This is a genomic window from Sphingobacterium chuzhouense (assembly GCF_014692525.1).
Taxonomy (GTDB): Bacteria; Bacteroidota; Bacteroidia; order Sphingobacteriales; family Sphingobacteriaceae; genus Sphingobacterium; species Sphingobacterium chuzhouense.
Genome location: NZ_JACNYL010000002.1, coordinates 316,954 through 334,719 on the forward strand (window position 1 = coordinate 316,954; position 17,766 = coordinate 334,719).

A 17,766-nucleotide genomic window follows, 5' to 3' on the forward strand; every position below is an offset into this window, starting at 1 on the left:
TTAATGCGGCAGCCTTTCCTTTAGATACCCATAAAGCCACGTACCTGCAATAGCGCTTAGCAAAGTCACTATAATCACTGTGGCACCTGTACCAATCTGTGCATACAATGGTCCGGGACACGCTCCAGTAATCGCCCAACCGAAACCGAAAATCAACCCTCCGTAAATTTGTCCTTTGTTGAATTTCTTTGGAGAAATGCTGATCGGTTCGCCGTAAATAGTCTTGATATGGAATCTTTTAATCAGCCAAACAGATAGAAGCCCTACCAATACCGCACTACCAATTATTCCATACATATGAAAGGATTGCAAACGAAACATTTCCTGTATACGAAACCAACTGATAACCTCCGATTTGACAAATATGATCCCAAACAGTGTACCTACTATTATATATTTGATATTATGATACCATTTATGTTCCAATCGGCTTTCATTGACGCACATCGCGTCCTGTGTTCTTTTTTCTAAGTTTGTATCTTTGTAATCCATCTTTTAGTTCTTAAAGGGATAATATATAGGGCAAAATCAGATTTGCCATGATAAAACCTCCGATCATAAAACACACTGTGGCCACAAGCGACGGCCATTGAAGGTTAGACAAGCCCATAATAGCGTGCCCGCTTGTACAGCCGCCGGCGTAACGCGTTCCGAATCCAACCAAAACCCCACCCACTACCATCAGAAAAAATCCTTTTACCGTGAAAAGTGAATGCCAATTCATAATATCTTCAGGAACCAAATTATTATAGTTCGTTATACCATAACCCGCCAGCTCTTCCACCAATGCTGGATTCACGACCACGGGGTTTGGATTACTGAGCAGTGTCGCTCCGATAATACCTCCTAACAGAATACCAGCTACAAAAAACAAGTTCCATACTTCTTTTTTCCAGTTGTACTGAAAGAAAGGTATTTTTGCTGGTATACAGGAAGCACATATATGGCGTAAAGATGAACTGATTCCAAACGATTTATTGCCCAGTAGCAGCAAGGCGGGCACTGTAAGCCCAATTAATGGCCCAGCGATATACCAAGGCCAAGGTTGTTTTAAGAATTCTAACATTTTCTAAACTAATTTTTATTAAATATTGCAAACCTCTCTCCATTCCTTCATCCCACCAGCATAATTTTTGACCTTGTCAAATCCATCTCTCTTCAAAAGAGAATAAGCAATAGTGGAGCGATCGCCAGCTTGACAATGAACAATGATTTGTTTGTCTTTGTTTATTTTATCTAAGTTATCCTCCAATGTTCCCACAAAAATATGCTCTGCTCCTTCTATATGCCCCGCTTCATATTCAGTCGCTCCACGTACATCCACGATCTGCACATCCTCTTTGGCGATGTACGTTTTAAACTCATCCATCGAAATCACTTCCGCTATTTCTAAATCCAAACCGAGGTCGTCGACATCTGAAATATAACCATATATATTATCCATGCCGATACGCATGAGCTTACGTGTCAAATCTTCCATCTGATTATCTTCAGCTACCAATATAAATTGTTCTTGGTAATTCACTAGCCAACCGCACCAAGTAGCAAAGGAATTGTTGCCCTGAATGTTTACGCTTTTTGGAATAAAACCTCGTGCAAAATCGGCTTTTTTGCGAGTGTCTATAACCGTGAGCCCTTTCTTGTACGCGGAAAGAAATTGTTCTCTGGATAATTTCGGATGTTTCGGAACTTCTATCAATAAGGGTCGGTTGACTTTGTTGAGGTGCTTCATCATAGCAAAATAGATTGGCGGTTCGGGCTGGTCTGCTAAAAAGTAAACAGCAAACCCCTGTTCATCATCCCCATATTGAAATGCCCAATTACGGATCTTTTCATAGCCTACCGTCGAGTTGTGTACGGCTCCTAATGCTTTTCCACAGGCAGAACCTGCGCCGTGTGCTGGCCATACTTGAACATATTCCGGTATTCTGACAAACTTTTTCAGCGATTGAAACATCTGCTTAACACCAATTTCTTTTGTTCCCATCAGTCCGGCAGCTTTTTCCAGCAAGTCCGGCCGCCCAATATCTCCCACAAACACGAAATCACCGGTAAATACCATGACAGGCTTATCTGTCGCTGGATGATCAATCAACAAAAGGCAGATACTTTCGGGAGTGTGTCCTGGTGTGTGGATGATCTCCAGACTGAGGTTACCCACCTTAATAACATCGCCGTCCCGCAATCCTTCATGTGGAAACTGATATTGCCAATCCTCGCCACCTTCATCGGAAAGATACATTTTAGCCTCGGTAACGGCCGCTAACTCCCGTGAGCCACAAAGAAAATCGGCGTGGATATGTGTTTCAGCGATGTGCGTTATACGAAGATTATTTTCCTTCGCAATGTGCAGATATACATCAATATCTCTTTGCGCGTCAATCACAATGGTCTCACCTGTAGCTTGGCAGCCTATTACATAGCTGGCTTGTGCTAAACTTTTATCATAAACGTGTTGAAAAAACATATCTTTATTTTTAAGTAGTTCTATATTAACTTATTCTATTGTCTTATACAAAGTTCCTATTTTATTTTTTATTGTTCGGTTACTTTAGTTACACAAGTTTTGATTTCTAAAAAGTCCGTTTTAGCGTACCCGATTCATAAAACTATTTGTCGAGTAACATGTTATTATTAACAAAAGACAAAATAAATATGACGTCATTATTCCAATACAGTGTACACCTTGCCGACAGCCCTTTCTGGGCTTTTGCTATCCATGATGGACATCAAGTAGATCCCGCTGCCGAGCAATTTATCCTGTTAGATGAAACCCAACGTTTAAGAGAAGAAGACCCTTATACTGCCTCGATGGCAGAATTACCCGTAAACCAGCTTTTTGTTGCTACTTCGCGCTTTCAATTGGACATTAACCGTAAAGCAGAAGACGCCGTGTACCTTCGACCAGAACAAGCTTGGGGATTGAATGTTTGGAAAGACACACTACCATCTACCATTTTACAGCAACTCTACGAAGAGCACAAGAATTTTTACCAACAGCTAGACAGTTACATACAACATACCATCGATAAACACGGCTTTTTTGTCGCTTTTGATGTACATACGTATAATGCTCAACGAATCAGTGAAGATGAGTCTATAGATAAAAAAGCCAATCCACAGATAAACTTAGGTACACATTACAATGATGAAAAATGGCGGGTGGTAATCGACAAATTTATAGAGAGTGTACAAAGCCAGCAACTTTTGGGTGAAGCTATCGATATACGGGAGAATGTGAAATTTAAAGGTGGGTATCTAGCACAGCATATTCTCCAAAAATTTGGTGACCGAGGTTGTGTCTTGTCGATTGAATTCCGAAAAGATTTTATGAACGAATGGACGGGACTTCCCTATCAACCTATTATACTTGAATACAAACAGTTGTTGCTTCGCGCGTTAAAAGATTTGCAAAAAATAGATATATATGGAGTTTAAAGACAAAATATTGCCTCAACTATTGCGGGCAATTAAAAATAGAACGCCCATACATAAACAAATCCCGAATAAGGGAAAAATTATCTTTAACAAAATAGTTCCCTATCTATTCATCTATCGTGTGCCTGAGTCGGGTAAAGACCGCGTGCTGTCGGAACTAACAAAATCGGAGCTAGCTAGCGTGATCTTTTTGCCCAATGGTGGTGACGACCAGATAATCCAGTGGATTCCGAAACTGACAAGCGCGCTGGCAGATGAATTTGGCACCTGCTTACTCATTGAGGTTTGGAATGCTCCAATAGATCAAGATACGGATATTGCGATTCATCTTTCTCAAAAGAATGCATTGGTGCTGGCAGAATATTTAAAGAAAAATATAGAGACGGAAGCCCCTGAACTCCTAGTCGAACTCAAAAAAGAAACAAAGTTACCGCGACCGTCGCGACTTCCACTTTTGGTAAATACAGATGATACAAAAAGCAACATTGTTCTCTCCCTAGGTATATCGGTTCGCAAAACCTATGAGGATACCAGCGGGGTACATTTACCATTATTAGCTCGTGTATTCCGGGAATCTTTAGCAAAAGGTCTTTCTAGACTATTCTTTGAATTCGTACGACTCTATACAACGGCCAAGGCCACGGAGTTTAAAATGAAGGGTCAGGAAAAACTCTATTCCGAAATATATGAAATCGACCGTGCACTCGCGAAAGAAAGCCAAAAATTCGATTTTCTGCTGCTCATTACGCCTACAAATTCACACGAAGCATGGTTACAGTTTAAGAAAGACAAATTCCGAAAAACACCGATTTTTCATTATCGCCCTATTCCGATAGATCCCGATATCGTAAAGCGAAACTTGTATAACCTACGTATCGAAGATATCTATGATCCAACGATAGCTTATCTTTTTAGAGATAAACGGCGGGAACTCGACGATATGATGACCATGTTAGCTTCTCGCGGAACTTCAGATTTCAAATATGGAAGCTTGATGGTTTTTGGGAATGTAGATGAACAACTATATGAATTGGCAAAAGCTGTGCTTACTGCCATTGATAGCATTGCGCAAACAGATAGACAAAAGCCAGAAGAAGAGTATTTAGATGCCAAAGCATTTGCGCAGTTAGCAGAAGAAGAAATATCTTTTCTTCAACAACAATCCCCGACGTTCAAAACCAGCGTACGCGTACGTGATGATATTGCTGGTGTTATGGTGAACCACGGTGTACTCAATATCAGTAAGCAATACAGAATAAGTAAACGGCGAGCACTCGCACTCATCCAGCATGAAGTCGGCACCCATATCATAACCTACTTCAACGGAAAAGAGCAGCCTTTTAGCTTCTTTAGGTTAGGTGTTCCCGGATATGAACAACTGCAAGAAGGGCTAGCCGTCCTTGCCGAATATTTAGTTGGTGGACTCACTAATGAGCGGTTACGCATATTAGCTGGACGTGTCATCGCCGTACAACATATGCTACTCGGGCATTCATTTGTGGAAACGTTCGATATGTTGCACGAAGAGTATGGTTTTAGTACGAACACATCTTTTACCATGACCATGCGTGTATATCGTTCAGGCGGTCTCACAAAAGACACCGCTTATTTGCAGGGATTTAAAGAGCTTATTCAATATATACAGGAAGGCAAAGACTTGAATCTATTGACCATTGGCAAGATCCGGGAAGACTATTTGCCGATCGTGCACGATTTGATCCAACGTGGTGTATTGAGGCCTCCGCGCATTAAACCGCGTTACTTACACGAGCCTTATACCGAAAAATTAAAAGATTTAACTCAATTTGCGAGTATTTTTAAAATGATTAATTACTAATATTAAAGAGGATATATGAACATCGCATTCGTAATCAACCAAACCCACAAAGAGGAAACAATATTTACGACCACTTTGTTAGCTTTTAAAGCGTATAAGCGCGGACATACCGTGCTTTATATAGGCTTAGCTGACTTCACTTATCATAACGAAGATAGTGTTGGAGCATATTGCCGTGTATTAAAACCTACGGAAGAAGTAGAAGACCCAGAGGAATTACTTGAGATGCTCCGCGACCGGGAGAAAGAGTACGTCGATGCACATGATATGGATGTACTTTGGCTTCGTTACGACCCGGTTGTTGATATGATCAATCGTCCATGGGCATCTCCGACAGCGCTCCAATTTGCGCAGCTCATCAAACGGAGAGGCACATGGGTTATTAACGACCCCGATAAATTAGTAGAGGCTACAAACAAATTCTATTTGGAGTATTTTCCAAGAGAAATTCGACCAAAAACCATAATTACCCGTTCCTATCAGGATGTCGTTTCTTTTTTAGATCAACAAAAGAATAAGATTATCCTTAAGCCATTAACGGGATCTGGAGGCAAAAATGTTTTCTTGGTTAAAGAAGATGAACGGCATAATTTAAAGCAAACAGTTGAAGTTATTACACGCGATGGTTATTTACTAGCACAGGAGTACTTACCGGATGCTGCAAATGGCGATATTCGTTTTTTCCTATTAAATGGCGACCCAGTACAAGTAGATGGAAAATATGCCGCTGTCAACCGTGTACAGAAAAAAGGAGATATCCGGAGCAATATTCATCAAGGCGGAAGTGCCCAACAAGCAAATATTGACGATACGATCCTAGCTACGGTCTCGAAAGTCACACAGAAACTTAAAGAAGACGGTATGTATTTCGTGGGACTTGATATTGTTGGCGATAAAATAATGGAAATCAATGTTTTTAGTCCTGGTGCACTCAATTTAGCGTCTAAGCTTAACGACGTCGACTTTGTTGGACTTGTTTTAGATGATGTAGAGAGACAGATTGAGAAACGAAAAAATTCTAAATAAAATAGTCACTTTGAATTGTCATGGTGTCCAAGTTATAAAAAAACGCCCTTCAAAATATGGAAGGGCGTTTTTTTAATTTATTATTTCACACTCGTCTCCAGTTCTTTCACAAAATCTTTTCCCCAATAATGGATATCGTAATACTTTACTTGATCATACAATCTCTTGATACGAGAAGCCCGTTCTTCCTCTGGCATAAGAAGTGCTTTTAATAGGCTTTCTTTCATACTTTTCATATCATAAGGGTTTGTCAGAACCGTGTAGGGTAATTCAACCGATGCACCAGCAAACTCCGACAATACCAAGGCGCCCGATCCTTTGATAGCTCCTTGCACAGCAACGTACTCTTTTGCAACGAGATTCAGTCCATCCCTCAATGGTGTAATCCAGGCAATATCACTGACAGCGTAGAGCTTCACCACTTCTTCAAAAGGCAGTGACCTGTAAAAGTATTGAATGGGTGTCCAATCCATTGTCGCAAAACGACCGTTGATTTCGCCTACCGCACGATTGACCTCATCACGTATGTCATCGTATATTTTCATGCCTTGTGAGGGCGGCGTACAAATATTTACCAATTCTACTTTTTCACGGTATTCCGGATTTTCCTCGAGGAACTCGCCAAATGCGTGAATTTTTTCCAATGGCCCTTTTACATAGTCAAGACGTTCCACAGAAAGAACTGTGGTCATGTTATCGGCGGTTTTCTTTTCAAGCGTAGCAGAAATTTCCTTTTTAATATTCGTTTGTTTCAAGATAGACCGTATCTTTTCCATATTCACTCCAACGGGTTGTGCCCCCAACCGTATCTGACGTCCATCTATCTCTATCACTTTAGTCATTTGGCTTACACCTAACGCGCAGCTATAGGTCAGAAATTGTTTTGCCGTATTGATCCGTTTTACAACCTTAAAGGGTGTGTGCGACCGCAATACGTCTATAAAGTTCTCTACGTAACGTGGAATGTGGAAACTTATGAAATCACATAGCAACAAGCTTCCTATAATCTCCTTACGCCAAGGAATGATGTTGAAAATGTCAGCTGCGGGAAATGACGTATGATGGAAAAAGCCAATCTTTAAGTCTGGACGTAGCGGCTTCAAATAGGCAGGAACCATCCAAAGGTTATATTCGTGAATCCAGACCAATGCGTCTTGATCGGCTTCCTTTGCAATGCGCTCGGCAAAGATTCTATTGATTTTTAGATAATGCTCCCAGTCGTCGTGATTAAATTTCGCTTTGTCTACAAACGAAAAAATCGTGGGCCAAAATGCTTCCTTGGAAAAAACACGATAAAACTGATCTATATCCGCTTTTGAAAGGCCTATAGTAGCCGCGACCAAGTTCGGATATTTGGCTTCATCAATAAGTTGATTCGGTACATCGGGAGTATTCTCTTGTTTAACCTCCTCCCCGATCCAGATACCCGAACGTTCCTTTTCAAATAGTCCAAGTAATGAAGGGATAATACCATTGGGACTTTTCGGAGTGACCCTTATCGGTTTCCCATCGACAACCTCCTGTTCAAAAGGCAATCGATGATAAACGACCACAAGCTGATTAGAACCTTTACCGGGTTGTGCCGATTTATATTTATCGTCCGAATCGGTGTATTTACGAAAGAGCTTAAAGTGTGCCATCGATTCGATAATACCACCTGCACCGGGCTCAATCGCGTGGTAAACATTTTTATACTTGGCCGTGTGTTCAACTAACGCCGGTTCCGCCTCTCCTACAACAACTCCCTTATATTCCGTATCATACAGGGAGAGATCATTCAGCGTATCGCCTGCTACCAATACATTCTCTTCATTAATATCCAGATGTTCGACCAACGCATTCAATGTGCTCCCTTTGTTCACATCTTTGGGTAATATATCCAAATATTTATTAACCGATGTAATTACATCACAGTTGAAACTCTCCGCTATCTTATAGACATGGGATAAATCCATCTCGGTATCATAGTAGAAAGAGCAGCGACGTTGTTGGGGAACTTCTTGATAGACCACATCTGTTTTTTCCAAAACACGCGAACGTATTGCATAAGGAGAAGGCCATCTGCTCTCGATATCACCTTGTATCGGTTCTATGGTTTCTAATGTTAATCCATCGACTACAGTCGCTCCAACATCTGCAATAATATAGTTAGGTCTTGGAATGAGTGGATCATTGAGCAAGGGGATAACAGATTCTAAACCACGTCCTGTAACAAACACTAACTGTATTTCGGAAAATTGTTTAATTAACCGATACAGATGCAGTCTGTTTTTCATGCTTCCACCTAAAAATGTTCCATCCAAATCTGTTGCTAATAGCATCATATTATGTTCCTTTTTTATCGTTTAAATTTTAAATGTGATTGGCATACGTATATAAAGAATCAGTTAAGCTATTACCATTGGGCAGATTAAGCTTAGACTCTTTTGCCATTTGAAAACTCAAATATAATAAAAATTAAACTATTAAGCAAATATAAGTATAGGTTATGATCAAAACTTTACTTCATTTGTCCTCAGAAAATTTTACGAACTACAATAAACTAAAGATAAAAAGTTGTATATTTAACGAAACCTATTGACGTGTTTTATGTTTACGAAACTAATCGCTGTAGACGACCAAAAAATTGGCACAGTACATTTCCATGCTTTTGTTATCAAAATACAGGACGACGAGGTCGGTTTTGCTATTTTTATGGATGAATTGCCCACACCGTTATTGTATTTTTACCGAGATAGTATAAACAGCATTACGTTTAAGATTGATAACGATCAATTCCTGGCAATTGTCAAAAACAGTAAATTCACGAGTGAGGTACGAAAGGAACTTTATAAAGAATTTGAGTTTTTTCTACGAACGATGGAAGAGCGAGCAACGGCTTACTTGTTTAAGAATGCCGCTGTAAAATATATTACAAACTCCCGTGACATCATCCGATATAAAAACTATTATATTTCCGCTAATACGAAAATGTTCGAGCAAGAATAAAGGCAGGTAGAATATGTATTTATTTATCTAGAGAATAACGTTCGAACAAATAATAGTAAGGCATCACGGAATGATGAAACATAATATTCCTGTTATCCTTGGGGACAGTATATTTCTGATAATATACGCTATCTGGATAGAGAATAATCTGCGCTCCCGCACGCACGTATTCATTCCCTTTTGCATAGGTTGGCTCTATAAAGCGGGGATATATTTTACGCACGTTCTTTGCAGAAAAAGAACCGAAATATTTTTGATATCGTTTGACTGCTTTCTGGGAAGGACCTACCGCTTTTTTATAAATTGAACGAAAAGCTAATCTTTTGAAAAAGGATTGTTTTTTTATGGATGCTAAAAGTGGTTCAAGCGGACTGACTTTCGGAAGATCAGACAAAGTTTGCACTGTAAAAGGTGTTTGCGGTACCCAATCTTCTGTACTCACAACATTAAATGACCAACCGTTCTGTGTAAGATATTCGTATTCGTAAGCAAAATACAGATTCCCCGGTTTAGGACTCGCGCAGGTATACGTTTTAATCCGCATATCCGCGGGAAATTCTCCCTGTTGCTGTAAATTCAGAAAGTAGCTAGTTAAGATATAGCTCAATCCCCCACCTTGACTATGTCCGGTAAAAATGACATCGCGTATTCCTGCTTGGTAACAAGAGTCGATTTTGGGCAACATATCGCGAACCAAAAAGGCAGCACTGAATACATAGCCCACGTGTACGGCTGCTTGGGGATGTCGCGCGAGTTCATATTCAAATATAAAATTGGTATCTATCTGCAACATGCCTTTTGCTGGAACTTGTGCTGCATATAAATTTGCCAACCAACTTACATTATCCCTTGCCGTACCCCTAACAGCTACAACAGCCGTGTTGCTATCTTTTAACCAAAGATGCCATAGATTTGCTAGGCCTATTTCTTCACTGCTATATAATAATTGGGATGAAGTAGGAATCGGAACTTCTCCAGACGCCATTGCTGTTTCGGAAAGTTGTCCATTGATACGTAAAAGCTCGATAAATTCTTTGTTGTCAAAACCGGGTTCTAGATGTTGAGCATTACTCCAACCCGTTAGTAAGGCAAGTATAGCAATGAAAAATGCATTCTTCATAGAAATTTGGATGTCTACAAATAAAAAACTGCTATCTGACTACTTTAGACTATTTCAAAGCCTGTCAAATAACAGTTTTCTTATTTCTTATTAGATAGTTAGTTTAGAATAACTACTTCTACACGTCGATTTTTTTGACGACCTTCTGGTGTTTTATTATCTGCTACAGGACTCGTCTGTCCTAAGCCTTTCGTACTAATACGAGATGGTGATATCCCAGCATCTTCCAAGAATTTCTTAACCGAAGCAGCTCTTTTTTCCGACAACCACTGGTTGTATTCGGCCGTCCCCGTTGCATCGGTATGGCCATCGACACGCACTTTCTTTGCCGTATCATTGTTCAGCAATTTTGATAATTTACTCAACTCTACCTTTGCCTTATCCGTTAGATAGGAAGAGTTTGTCGGAAACAAAAGATCGGAAGAAAGCGTAAATTTAATTCCCTCGTCTGTGCGTGTGGCATCTTTAAACTCACCTTTTACATTTTTTAAACCGTCGTCAGTCCCGTCCTTGGAAACGACGGCACCGGGATTAACCATAATAGCTTGTTGTTTGCAAGACGTTATGCCAAGAGCAACGATAAGTGAAAATGCAACAGTACTTAGATATTTCATGAATTTGCTTTTAAGTTATGCTGTAAAGATAGTAATTTTCAATATTCAAGCCTAAGGCTTCTTTTTTATTTATCCTCTCCAAATAGCTTTGTCAACAAAGCCTTTACCTCTGGTATTTCTTTATACAAATTCCATATCAACCCGGATCGTGCGTTTTCGATACAAACGGTAATAGCCGCTTGATTTGTAGCAAAATATTCATCCGACACATCGTTGTTTCGCAAATCTAGCCAAGCGCGGAATCCGTATTCTGTAAAAAAGTTTTCACCATAGTTATCATACAACGCCAGCACAGCTTTTTTCCCTTCTTCATTCAACATGAACATGGAGGATGGTGCGATAGCGGGGTTAATGCGATAACTTCCTACACTATCCATATGTTGATAGAATCCCCATATATCGGAATTGGTTGACCCTACTCCTATTTCATTATCCCGGCGTTTCCGTACTTTAATATAATTGCGTATAGCTTCTTCATAATTGATATTTCCATCGCTTAATAACTTAGGATCTATCGTGAAAAACGGTTTGTACAAATCCAATAAAGTTGATCCCGAGAAGCCAAACAGAAGATGTTCTCCATACATCATAGTATCTTGAAAGACCGAGACTCTATTGGCCATACTTTCCGATGCGTTCCGAAGGGGGCCAATGGCAAACCGAAAGCTTCGCATAATAGCCGAAATCGTATCTCTTGCAAGGCTATCCATCTTATTATAATCTGATGAGTAAGTTAAGTCTATATTTTTAATGCCATTTTCATAGGCAGACAGTGGAATCGCATGTTTCGGAGCACTCATCGCCAATATGTATGCATTGATAGATTCGTTTATTCCACCAAGGGTCGGATAGTGCTGCGAAGAATCTGCTACGGATATTTTCTCGACTAGCACGTCGCTATATCCTTCCGCTACTAATTGATTCCATTTAATGTTTTCCCAAAGTGCGGTTATCCGTTTCCGCATATCCGTTTCGGTTTCGTTCTCTTCGGAAAAATATTGACGCGCCACGAGTAATGCTTCTATTATAGAAGATGTCGCCAACACATCATAAGTTGCTTCATTATTACGATGTTCGGGCAAACCTGTACGTCCGTCAAAATAGGCTGGAAAGATGCCTAGGTGGTTCTGTGCTTTCGCGAGAAAATAAACAATACGGGAGATACGCCCTACAGCTAACGATCTATTAATCCGCTCCTTTTCTACGCCCACAATTAAGCTTAATATGGCATTCCCACTTTCCTTAACTGATACGACGGCACGCTCTTTCATGCGGAATGGTAAATACATACCGCTATTGATATCGTAGTTTTCTGCAAAATAATTGACATGTGCCCCTTGCACGAGATCTAATAATTCGGTTTCGTTCAGCTTTTTTGTTTTTACTTCCTTGACTTCAGAAAACGGTGATTCTTCATAATTATAATCTACCCATGCGATTTTATAATAATAAGTTTTATTAATATCAGCCACATAATCCAAACAACCTTGCATCGAGATTGGACGGATACCAACTGCTTGAAAATCTTTGTTGTCTTCTGATCGATATATTTTGATATAACGGATAGAGGGTGTCAGCGGTAGCTGCCACTGTAAATGGACTTGCTTATCATAAGCCACGGCAGATGATAGTATGGCGGGAGAAGAGAGTTTTACCTGCGAAGCACCTTTGGAAAGAAACTCCACCTGATCAATAAACAGATAATGCATTTCGCCATCTACCCCATTTTGAGCAAAGCGCAATGTGGTAATAGATTCTTTGGTATGTAAGTTTTTAAAATCAGCTATCGGAATCCGTACATCGATCCACTTGTTATGGTCAAGATTTTTTATATAAGATGCCAATTCCAGTTGATTTGTTTCTGACTGTTTTTGCCGAATGCTTATTTTAGGTAGATTGTTCGCTTTTGTGCTTGCGGACTTGATAAATAATTTAAGCACGAGCTGATCAGAATGCTCAACCTGATAATTGAGTTTTTGGCGACTGTACTGCAGATCGACCTGCCAATCGCCATCCGCAGCGGACTTATATTGTAAAGAAAGTGCATTACCGGGCGTGAAGAACAATGTATCAGACACCAATAAGTGGTGGTTCAAGTTCTCAACCCAGGAGCGTCCTTCATAACTCACCTTACTTTTGGCGTAAACACCTTTTACCAAACTGTTGTCGAAGACAACTTCGGGATAGGTATCGGCGTATCCTTTTTCCAATATGCCGATAATACCAGCTAATACAAGAACAAACAAATAGAATTGCTTCATAACAAATATTGATCTTCGACAAAAATAAGCAAATATTGCACCATTTAATTATTATCCCTTGTTTTAAAAGCTTTGGTAAGAAAAATATTACGCACATTTTTAGACGGTTAGCACCAGTCGCATTAAAAAGCGTAAAAATAATTTTTGGAATAAGATTTTCTCTCTATATTTGCATCGTCGCAAGCGAAAGTAGCTCAGTTGGTAGAGCACAACCTTGCCAAGGTTGGGGTCGCGAGTTCGAATCTCGTCTTTCGCTCAGTTGCCTAGGTGGTGGAACTGGTAGACACGCAGGACTTAAAATCCTGTTCCCGTTAAGGGAGTGCGGGTTCGATTCCCGCCCTAGGTACTTAGGAAACAATGCAGACGCGTTGTTTCCTTTTTTTATATCGGTAATGGGCTTTTTTATAGGTATTTTAGTCTACCCCGATATCGTTTCTTTTTTCCCAATCGATAAATTATATTTTCCTCTATCAGAACTATAAACCTCTGTCATAAATTGATAAAACTCTGCATATTTTTCTTTAGGGTACGTCCCTTCCCTTAATTGAATCATGCGGTAGCAGGTCAATATACCATTTGATATCGAAATACGAAGCTCGTATATTCCCATCTCTGTTTCCAACCGTTTATTAACCGGCATGGTCGACGTATCAACGTCGTCCGGCAATATATAATGTAAAACGTCAACATCCGTATAACCACGATTGATATACAAATCATTAGTACGGTTTCGCGTCGCAGAAATCGGTTTTGCTTGATTGAATATATTTGGAAGTAAAATAGCATGTTTACCCGATCTTACCACGTAGTTTTTTATCATCAATTCTAGTGTTTCACAGAAAGCAATTGAATCTTTATCTTCCGAAATCATCTCGTAATTAATCGTTTGGAAACTGATATTATCGATATCATACCAGTTTTTCACGTTGCGTGCTTGATCCTGTTGATTCAAAAACATATTATAATAATGATTATCAAATTGTCCTCCTTTAAATGTAGTTGTTAAGCTCCCTTCGAGCGAGCCATCTGCTAATATCTTAAAATGACCTTCCCGATATTGTAAACTTTCGGTGTTATTAAATTTGGGTGTACGCAAGATCTTCCCACCTTCTTCCGAACAGGCAATAACAAGTCGATCATCCGTAAAATCACTTAGGAATCCAAAGGGAATTTTCTGATTGGTACATTCCAACCACGTTGTATCATTTTCAAAAGGTATACACAGGATAATATGGTTTCCATCAGAAACATTTGCGAAATCAACAGTAATGTCTCTTTTATACGACCCTGCTTCCACAATACAGTAGTAAGAAGGAATGTCGACGATATCTAATAAGCTCTGCATGTAATTGACCAACGCTTTACAATCGCCATAACCTAACCGATCCACTGTTTCTGCGGGAAAAGGTTCTATCCCTCCTATACCCACTTGAATACTGATGTACCGGGTTTTATCTTGCATATATTTATATAGCGCTTTCGCCTTCTCTTTAGGTGAACCTATATCTTTTGTCAATGTCCGAACATGTTGAACCGTTGTTTCGGGTAGCGTACGTTTGTCTGACAGCAGATAATCATAATTCCATTTTCCAAATTCCTGCCAGTCTTTAAAATAGCCTGTTTTCTTAAAGTACTGAAAGGCTTCTGGAACAATCCTAACGCGCGCAGCTTGAAGATTGCGCGGCGGACTGTATGGTTCGGACCGACGTGCGGGAATATCCTTCAGTTCCCAAGTATAAATTTTAGTCTTTGCATCCTCCACCACTGCAACTTCTGCTACATAGTTATTTTGATGTATACGAATTTTATCTGTTGGACGACAAGTAAAAACATAACTACTCTGTTCAATAGCAACATCGTAAGCATAGTCTGGCGACCATGATGGGATTACAAGGTTTTGGTTCTCTTTAATTTCTACGCTATAAGCAATAGTATAAGGATAGCTATACACAGCCGGACTATAGTTTTTCATCCGGGTATCATCATATAGATTACTTTGACCAGAAGCGCTCCTATCCCGAAAGTCTTTTAATGAAAATTTCCCGATTGAAATACCAAATTCATTGAAGATTTCCCCCTTTACACTTCTTATTTTTCTCGACTTGTTATAATATAATTCAATATCCCCATGCTCCTCCCCGTTCTTATTATGGACGGTCACAGCACGTGTAATCCGCACAGTCACGTCATTAATGCTTTTCATATCGATTTCCAAGCGTTCGTCCCTAACCGTCGCGTCTGCCCGCTCTTTTAAGCTTTCATTAATATTGTCTACCGCATATATATTTTGCCCTTTTAGGTATACAGGGATCACACTGAACAACGTCAAGATTAACCATATTTTTCTTACCATAGCCTATTGTTTAGTAAATGCAAAATCTACTTTATGGTGTTGTATTATTCTTGAATAAAATTCCTTGAGATGAAAATATTCGTCTACCTCATAAATCGCCTTGTTCAAACTCAACTCTTGTTTAAGTATTAAACTTCCCTCTTCGTACTGCGATTGGTAGGTGTATCTCGCGGCTGACTCAGGAAGAGCCAATGCTGTATTCTTCGGTTGGCGTTCTATATTAAAGCCATTTGGCAATCGAACAGAAATGCTATATAGCTCTCTCTGTTTAGAACCAAGATCTACTGGATAGTTCCGTTCCTCTAAATTAAAGGGATTTTTTGTCATCCTATTAATAAGTATAGGGTTAAAAACGAAGCTCTCTTCTCTTAGATTATCAGAAAAATCTATGTTGATGTCATAACTCTCCATAAGTGTATTATCCAGACTATCCAATTGATAAACCTTTCCATCCTCAATTCGCATACTTGCGGAGTTATTCATACGTTCTTCGATATAAGCATCCAATGATGAGAATTTCTTGATATAGTTTCTTCGGCTTAACGCGTCCAACCCCTCATAAAATATACGTATCTTCCCTTTGAACTGACCAGTATCATCTATCTTCCCAAAAACATCAAAATGAGTAGAAGCATCAACCTGATTCTCTAGTTTAATCCATTCGGAAGACTTTTTGGAGTAGATAATACGGCCGTTCCCGTTAATACACCGAAGCGGTAGAAGACCGAACGGAAGATTTTCTTCCGATGCGTCCAAAAAATAGCTCTTGCCATTCATCCGAACTTGTGCCACAAGATAGTTGAAATCAGAAATCACCGGATGTATTGTTTTAGGAAGACCATTTTCACGTGTGGACACCAAAACTGGATATGTTTCAATTCCGGCAGCGTTACAGGCAGAAATAAGCGCAAGATTGATATCTCCTATATTTCCGTTTCTTTTCTCTAATGCTTCTTTTACACCAAATTGACTGTATTTTCCGTATATTTTATTCCATTTAATCTGCTTTTTAATATAGCTGTATATTTTACGAGCTTTGTCTTCTTCGGAATCACCGTCTGCAAGTATTTCGGGCAAAATATGTTTGAAATTATTCTCACGATTAATTTGACCTCCAAACGAACGGTCGTTTAACAGCTCCCTATCTACATCTTTCCATTCCTTTGTAAGATTCTGGCGTGCTCCGTTCGTCGAATAATATTGCATAAGCTCAAAATTGATTGCAGATTTATAATTTTTCGGAGCCAACATGTGACTTTCTTCATGGAAGGCGGGTATATCCTCCATAATATAAGTTAATTGTGAACAATCAAACCGACGTCCATTTAGTAAAAAATGATCTTTCAACAGTTTAGATCTCTCATCTGTTAACTTATAAAAACCATTCAATGTTACATTATAGTTGTAGACAGCAGGAATTATCGCTGTATATTCACTGTATAGCTTCGGTATGTCATCCTGATATTTCCAAGTTCTATAATTAAATATATCGGGTGATCTTATTTCATATTCGATATCAATAATGCAATTTTCCGCAATGTTTGGCAAAGTGAATTTACTCAGGTTTACAAATTCATTCACTTTTTCGTGAAAGACAGCTCCCTTATCCATCTCGACGGTATGTATTTTCCCATCAATATAATGTGTATACCCTTTAACTTGGCTCACCGTCTCGAATTTATTTCCAATTTTATAGAGAGGAATAATATAGTTAGCTTGATCAAATCCTTCTTTATCTAAGATTTTAATCCGTACGCCATAACGGTGTATAACCCGCAGTTCTCTTTCACTCTCATCCACTTGGATGTCAGAACGTCCCTTTTCCAATATAACTACAGCATGTGAAGTCGAATCCACTATAGGAGAATTAGGTATTTCAAAATCGCGAAAAGAGATCGTCGGTAACTCATTCGTTTGGGCATGTGCATGAAAGAAAAACACTTGAAAAATCCAGACAAGAGTAAGAAATCGGTACATCATAGTTAGGTTATTTTGGAGTGAATATAGCTAAAAAAATAATATATCTAAAATAGATGTACTATTTTTCCCAAAGGATGAAGGAAGCTTCCAGAATCGAATCCCTACCAATCTCTTTTGGTTATCATCCCTCGGGTTACATTAATAGAGAT

At 39.3% G+C, this 17,766-nt stretch carries 13 protein-coding genes and 2 tRNA genes; 6 read left to right on the forward strand and 9 right to left on the reverse strand.

Annotated elements, in window-relative coordinates; all coding sequences use genetic code 11:
• Genes H8B21_RS07675 through H8B21_RS07685 form a run of 3 tightly spaced genes read right to left on the reverse strand, consistent with a single transcriptional unit; the run spans position 1 to position 2,467 of the window.
• Positions 1-492 (reverse strand): DUF6691 family protein, encoded by a 492-nt coding sequence (locus H8B21_RS07675; RefSeq protein ID WP_190313212.1) that lies wholly within the window; start codon positions 490-492, stop codon positions 1-3.
• Positions 493-502: 10 nt separating this feature from the next.
• Positions 503-1,066, reverse strand: coding sequence for a YeeE/YedE family protein (locus tag H8B21_RS07680; RefSeq protein ID WP_190313213.1), 564 nt, complete (start codon positions 1,064-1,066; stop codon positions 503-505).
• An 18-nt stretch (positions 1,067-1,084) separates the two neighbouring features.
• Entirely contained in the window at positions 1,085-2,467 is a 1,383-nt protein-coding gene (locus H8B21_RS07685; RefSeq protein WP_190313214.1) for an MBL fold metallo-hydrolase, read from the reverse strand.
• 188 nt (positions 2,468-2,655) lie between these two features.
• Here H8B21_RS07685 and H8B21_RS07690 point away from each other — a divergent pair, with 188 nt between their 5' ends.
• Genes H8B21_RS07690 through H8B21_RS07700 form a run of 3 tightly spaced genes read left to right on the forward strand, consistent with a single transcriptional unit; the run spans position 2,656 to position 6,301 of the window.
• Positions 2,656-3,438, forward strand: a complete 783-nt coding sequence (locus H8B21_RS07690; protein WP_190313215.1) for an N-formylglutamate amidohydrolase — start codon at positions 2,656-2,658, stop codon at positions 3,436-3,438.
• Positions 3,428-5,275 carry a flavohemoglobin expression-modulating QEGLA motif protein gene (locus H8B21_RS07695; protein ID WP_190313216.1) on the forward strand — a complete coding sequence of 616 codons (1,848 nt, stop codon included), beginning with the start codon at positions 3,428-3,430 and terminating at the stop codon, positions 5,273-5,275. The genes H8B21_RS07690 and H8B21_RS07695 overlap by 11 nt, the downstream gene beginning before the upstream one ends.
• 15 nt (positions 5,276-5,290) lie before the next feature.
• The gene (locus tag H8B21_RS07700) at positions 5,291-6,301 is read left to right on the forward strand and encodes an ATP-grasp domain-containing protein (protein WP_190313217.1); all 1,011 of its coding nucleotides are present in this window, start codon (positions 5,291-5,293) and stop codon (positions 6,299-6,301) included.
• Between the two features lie 80 nt (positions 6,302-6,381).
• On the opposite strand, the gene ggpS is transcribed toward H8B21_RS07700, so the two are convergent.
• Positions 6,382-8,625 carry a glucosylglycerol-phosphate synthase gene (gene ggpS / locus H8B21_RS07705; RefSeq protein ID WP_223814908.1) on the reverse strand — a complete coding sequence of 748 codons (2,244 nt, stop codon included), beginning with the start codon at positions 8,623-8,625 and terminating at the stop codon, positions 6,382-6,384.
• A 265-nt stretch (positions 8,626-8,890) separates the two neighbouring features.
• On the opposite strand from ggpS, the gene H8B21_RS07710 reads away from it, so the two are divergent.
• The gene (locus H8B21_RS07710; RefSeq protein ID WP_190313218.1) at positions 8,891-9,289 is read left to right on the forward strand and encodes a hypothetical protein; all 399 of its coding nucleotides are present in this window, start codon (positions 8,891-8,893) and stop codon (positions 9,287-9,289) included.
• A 19-nt stretch (positions 9,290-9,308) separates the two neighbouring features.
• Here the strand turns inward: H8B21_RS07710 and H8B21_RS07715 are convergent, their stop codons facing one another.
• The 3 genes from H8B21_RS07715 to H8B21_RS07725 form a co-directional block, all read right to left on the reverse strand.
• The gene (locus H8B21_RS07715; protein WP_190313219.1) at positions 9,309-10,409 is read right to left on the reverse strand and encodes a lipase family protein; all 1,101 of its coding nucleotides are present in this window, start codon (positions 10,407-10,409) and stop codon (positions 9,309-9,311) included.
• Between the two features lie 98 nt (positions 10,410-10,507).
• Complete coding sequence (locus tag H8B21_RS07720; RefSeq protein ID WP_190313220.1) at positions 10,508-11,023, reverse strand: OmpA family protein; 516 nt, start codon at positions 11,021-11,023, stop codon at positions 10,508-10,510.
• 65 nt (positions 11,024-11,088) lie between these two features.
• Positions 11,089-13,284, reverse strand: coding sequence for a glucoamylase family protein (locus H8B21_RS07725; RefSeq protein WP_190313221.1), 2,196 nt, complete (start codon positions 13,282-13,284; stop codon positions 11,089-11,091).
• Between the two features lie 183 nt (positions 13,285-13,467).
• Between H8B21_RS07725 and H8B21_RS07730 the strand changes: the two genes are divergently transcribed.
• A tRNA-Gly gene (locus tag H8B21_RS07730) sits at positions 13,468-13,540 on the forward strand.
• A 5-nt stretch (positions 13,541-13,545) separates the two neighbouring features.
• Positions 13,546-13,630 (forward strand) — tRNA-Leu (locus H8B21_RS07735).
• 72 nt (positions 13,631-13,702) lie between these two features.
• Here H8B21_RS07735 and H8B21_RS07740 read toward each other — a convergent pair.
• Both H8B21_RS07740 and H8B21_RS07745 read right to left on the reverse strand, forming a co-directional pair.
• Positions 13,703-15,637, reverse strand: coding sequence for a DUF3857 domain-containing protein (locus H8B21_RS07740; protein WP_190313222.1), 1,935 nt, complete (start codon positions 15,635-15,637; stop codon positions 13,703-13,705).
• Between the two features lie 3 nt (positions 15,638-15,640).
• Positions 15,641-17,617 (reverse strand): DUF3857 domain-containing protein, encoded by a 1,977-nt coding sequence (locus H8B21_RS07745; RefSeq protein WP_190313223.1) that lies wholly within the window; start codon positions 17,615-17,617, stop codon positions 15,641-15,643.
• Positions 17,618-17,766 lie beyond the last annotated feature (149 nt).

What these genes read in the sequence shown, in the direction of transcription:
- H8B21_RS07675 (WP_190313212.1), bottom strand. Translation starts at nt 492, where the DNA reads ATGGATTACAAAGATACAAACTTAGAAAAAAGAACACAGGACGCGATG.
- H8B21_RS07680 (WP_190313213.1), bottom strand. Translation starts at nt 1,066, where the DNA reads ATGTTAGAATTCTTAAAACAACCTTGGCCTTGGTATATCGCTGGGCCA.
- H8B21_RS07685 (WP_190313214.1), bottom strand. Translation starts at nt 2,467, where the DNA reads ATGTTTTTTCAACACGTTTATGATAAAAGTTTAGCACAAGCCAGCTAT.
- H8B21_RS07690 (WP_190313215.1), top strand. Translation starts at nt 2,656, where the DNA reads ATGACGTCATTATTCCAATACAGTGTACACCTTGCCGACAGCCCTTTC.
- H8B21_RS07695 (WP_190313216.1), top strand. Translation starts at nt 3,428, where the DNA reads ATGGAGTTTAAAGACAAAATATTGCCTCAACTATTGCGGGCAATTAAA.
- H8B21_RS07700 (WP_190313217.1), top strand. Translation starts at nt 5,291, where the DNA reads ATGAACATCGCATTCGTAATCAACCAAACCCACAAAGAGGAAACAATA.
- ggpS (WP_223814908.1), bottom strand. Translation starts at nt 8,625, where the DNA reads ATGATGCTATTAGCAACAGATTTGGATGGAACATTTTTAGGTGGAAGC.
- H8B21_RS07710 (WP_190313218.1), top strand. Translation starts at nt 8,891, where the DNA reads ATGTTTACGAAACTAATCGCTGTAGACGACCAAAAAATTGGCACAGTA.
- H8B21_RS07715 (WP_190313219.1), bottom strand. Translation starts at nt 10,409, where the DNA reads ATGAAGAATGCATTTTTCATTGCTATACTTGCCTTACTAACGGGTTGG.
- H8B21_RS07720 (WP_190313220.1), bottom strand. Translation starts at nt 11,023, where the DNA reads ATGAAATATCTAAGTACTGTTGCATTTTCACTTATCGTTGCTCTTGGC.
- H8B21_RS07725 (WP_190313221.1), bottom strand. Translation starts at nt 13,284, where the DNA reads ATGAAGCAATTCTATTTGTTTGTTCTTGTATTAGCTGGTATTATCGGC.
- H8B21_RS07740 (WP_190313222.1), bottom strand. Translation starts at nt 15,637, where the DNA reads ATGGTAAGAAAAATATGGTTAATCTTGACGTTGTTCAGTGTGATCCCT.
- H8B21_RS07745 (WP_190313223.1), bottom strand. Translation starts at nt 17,617, where the DNA reads ATGATGTACCGATTTCTTACTCTTGTCTGGATTTTTCAAGTGTTTTTC.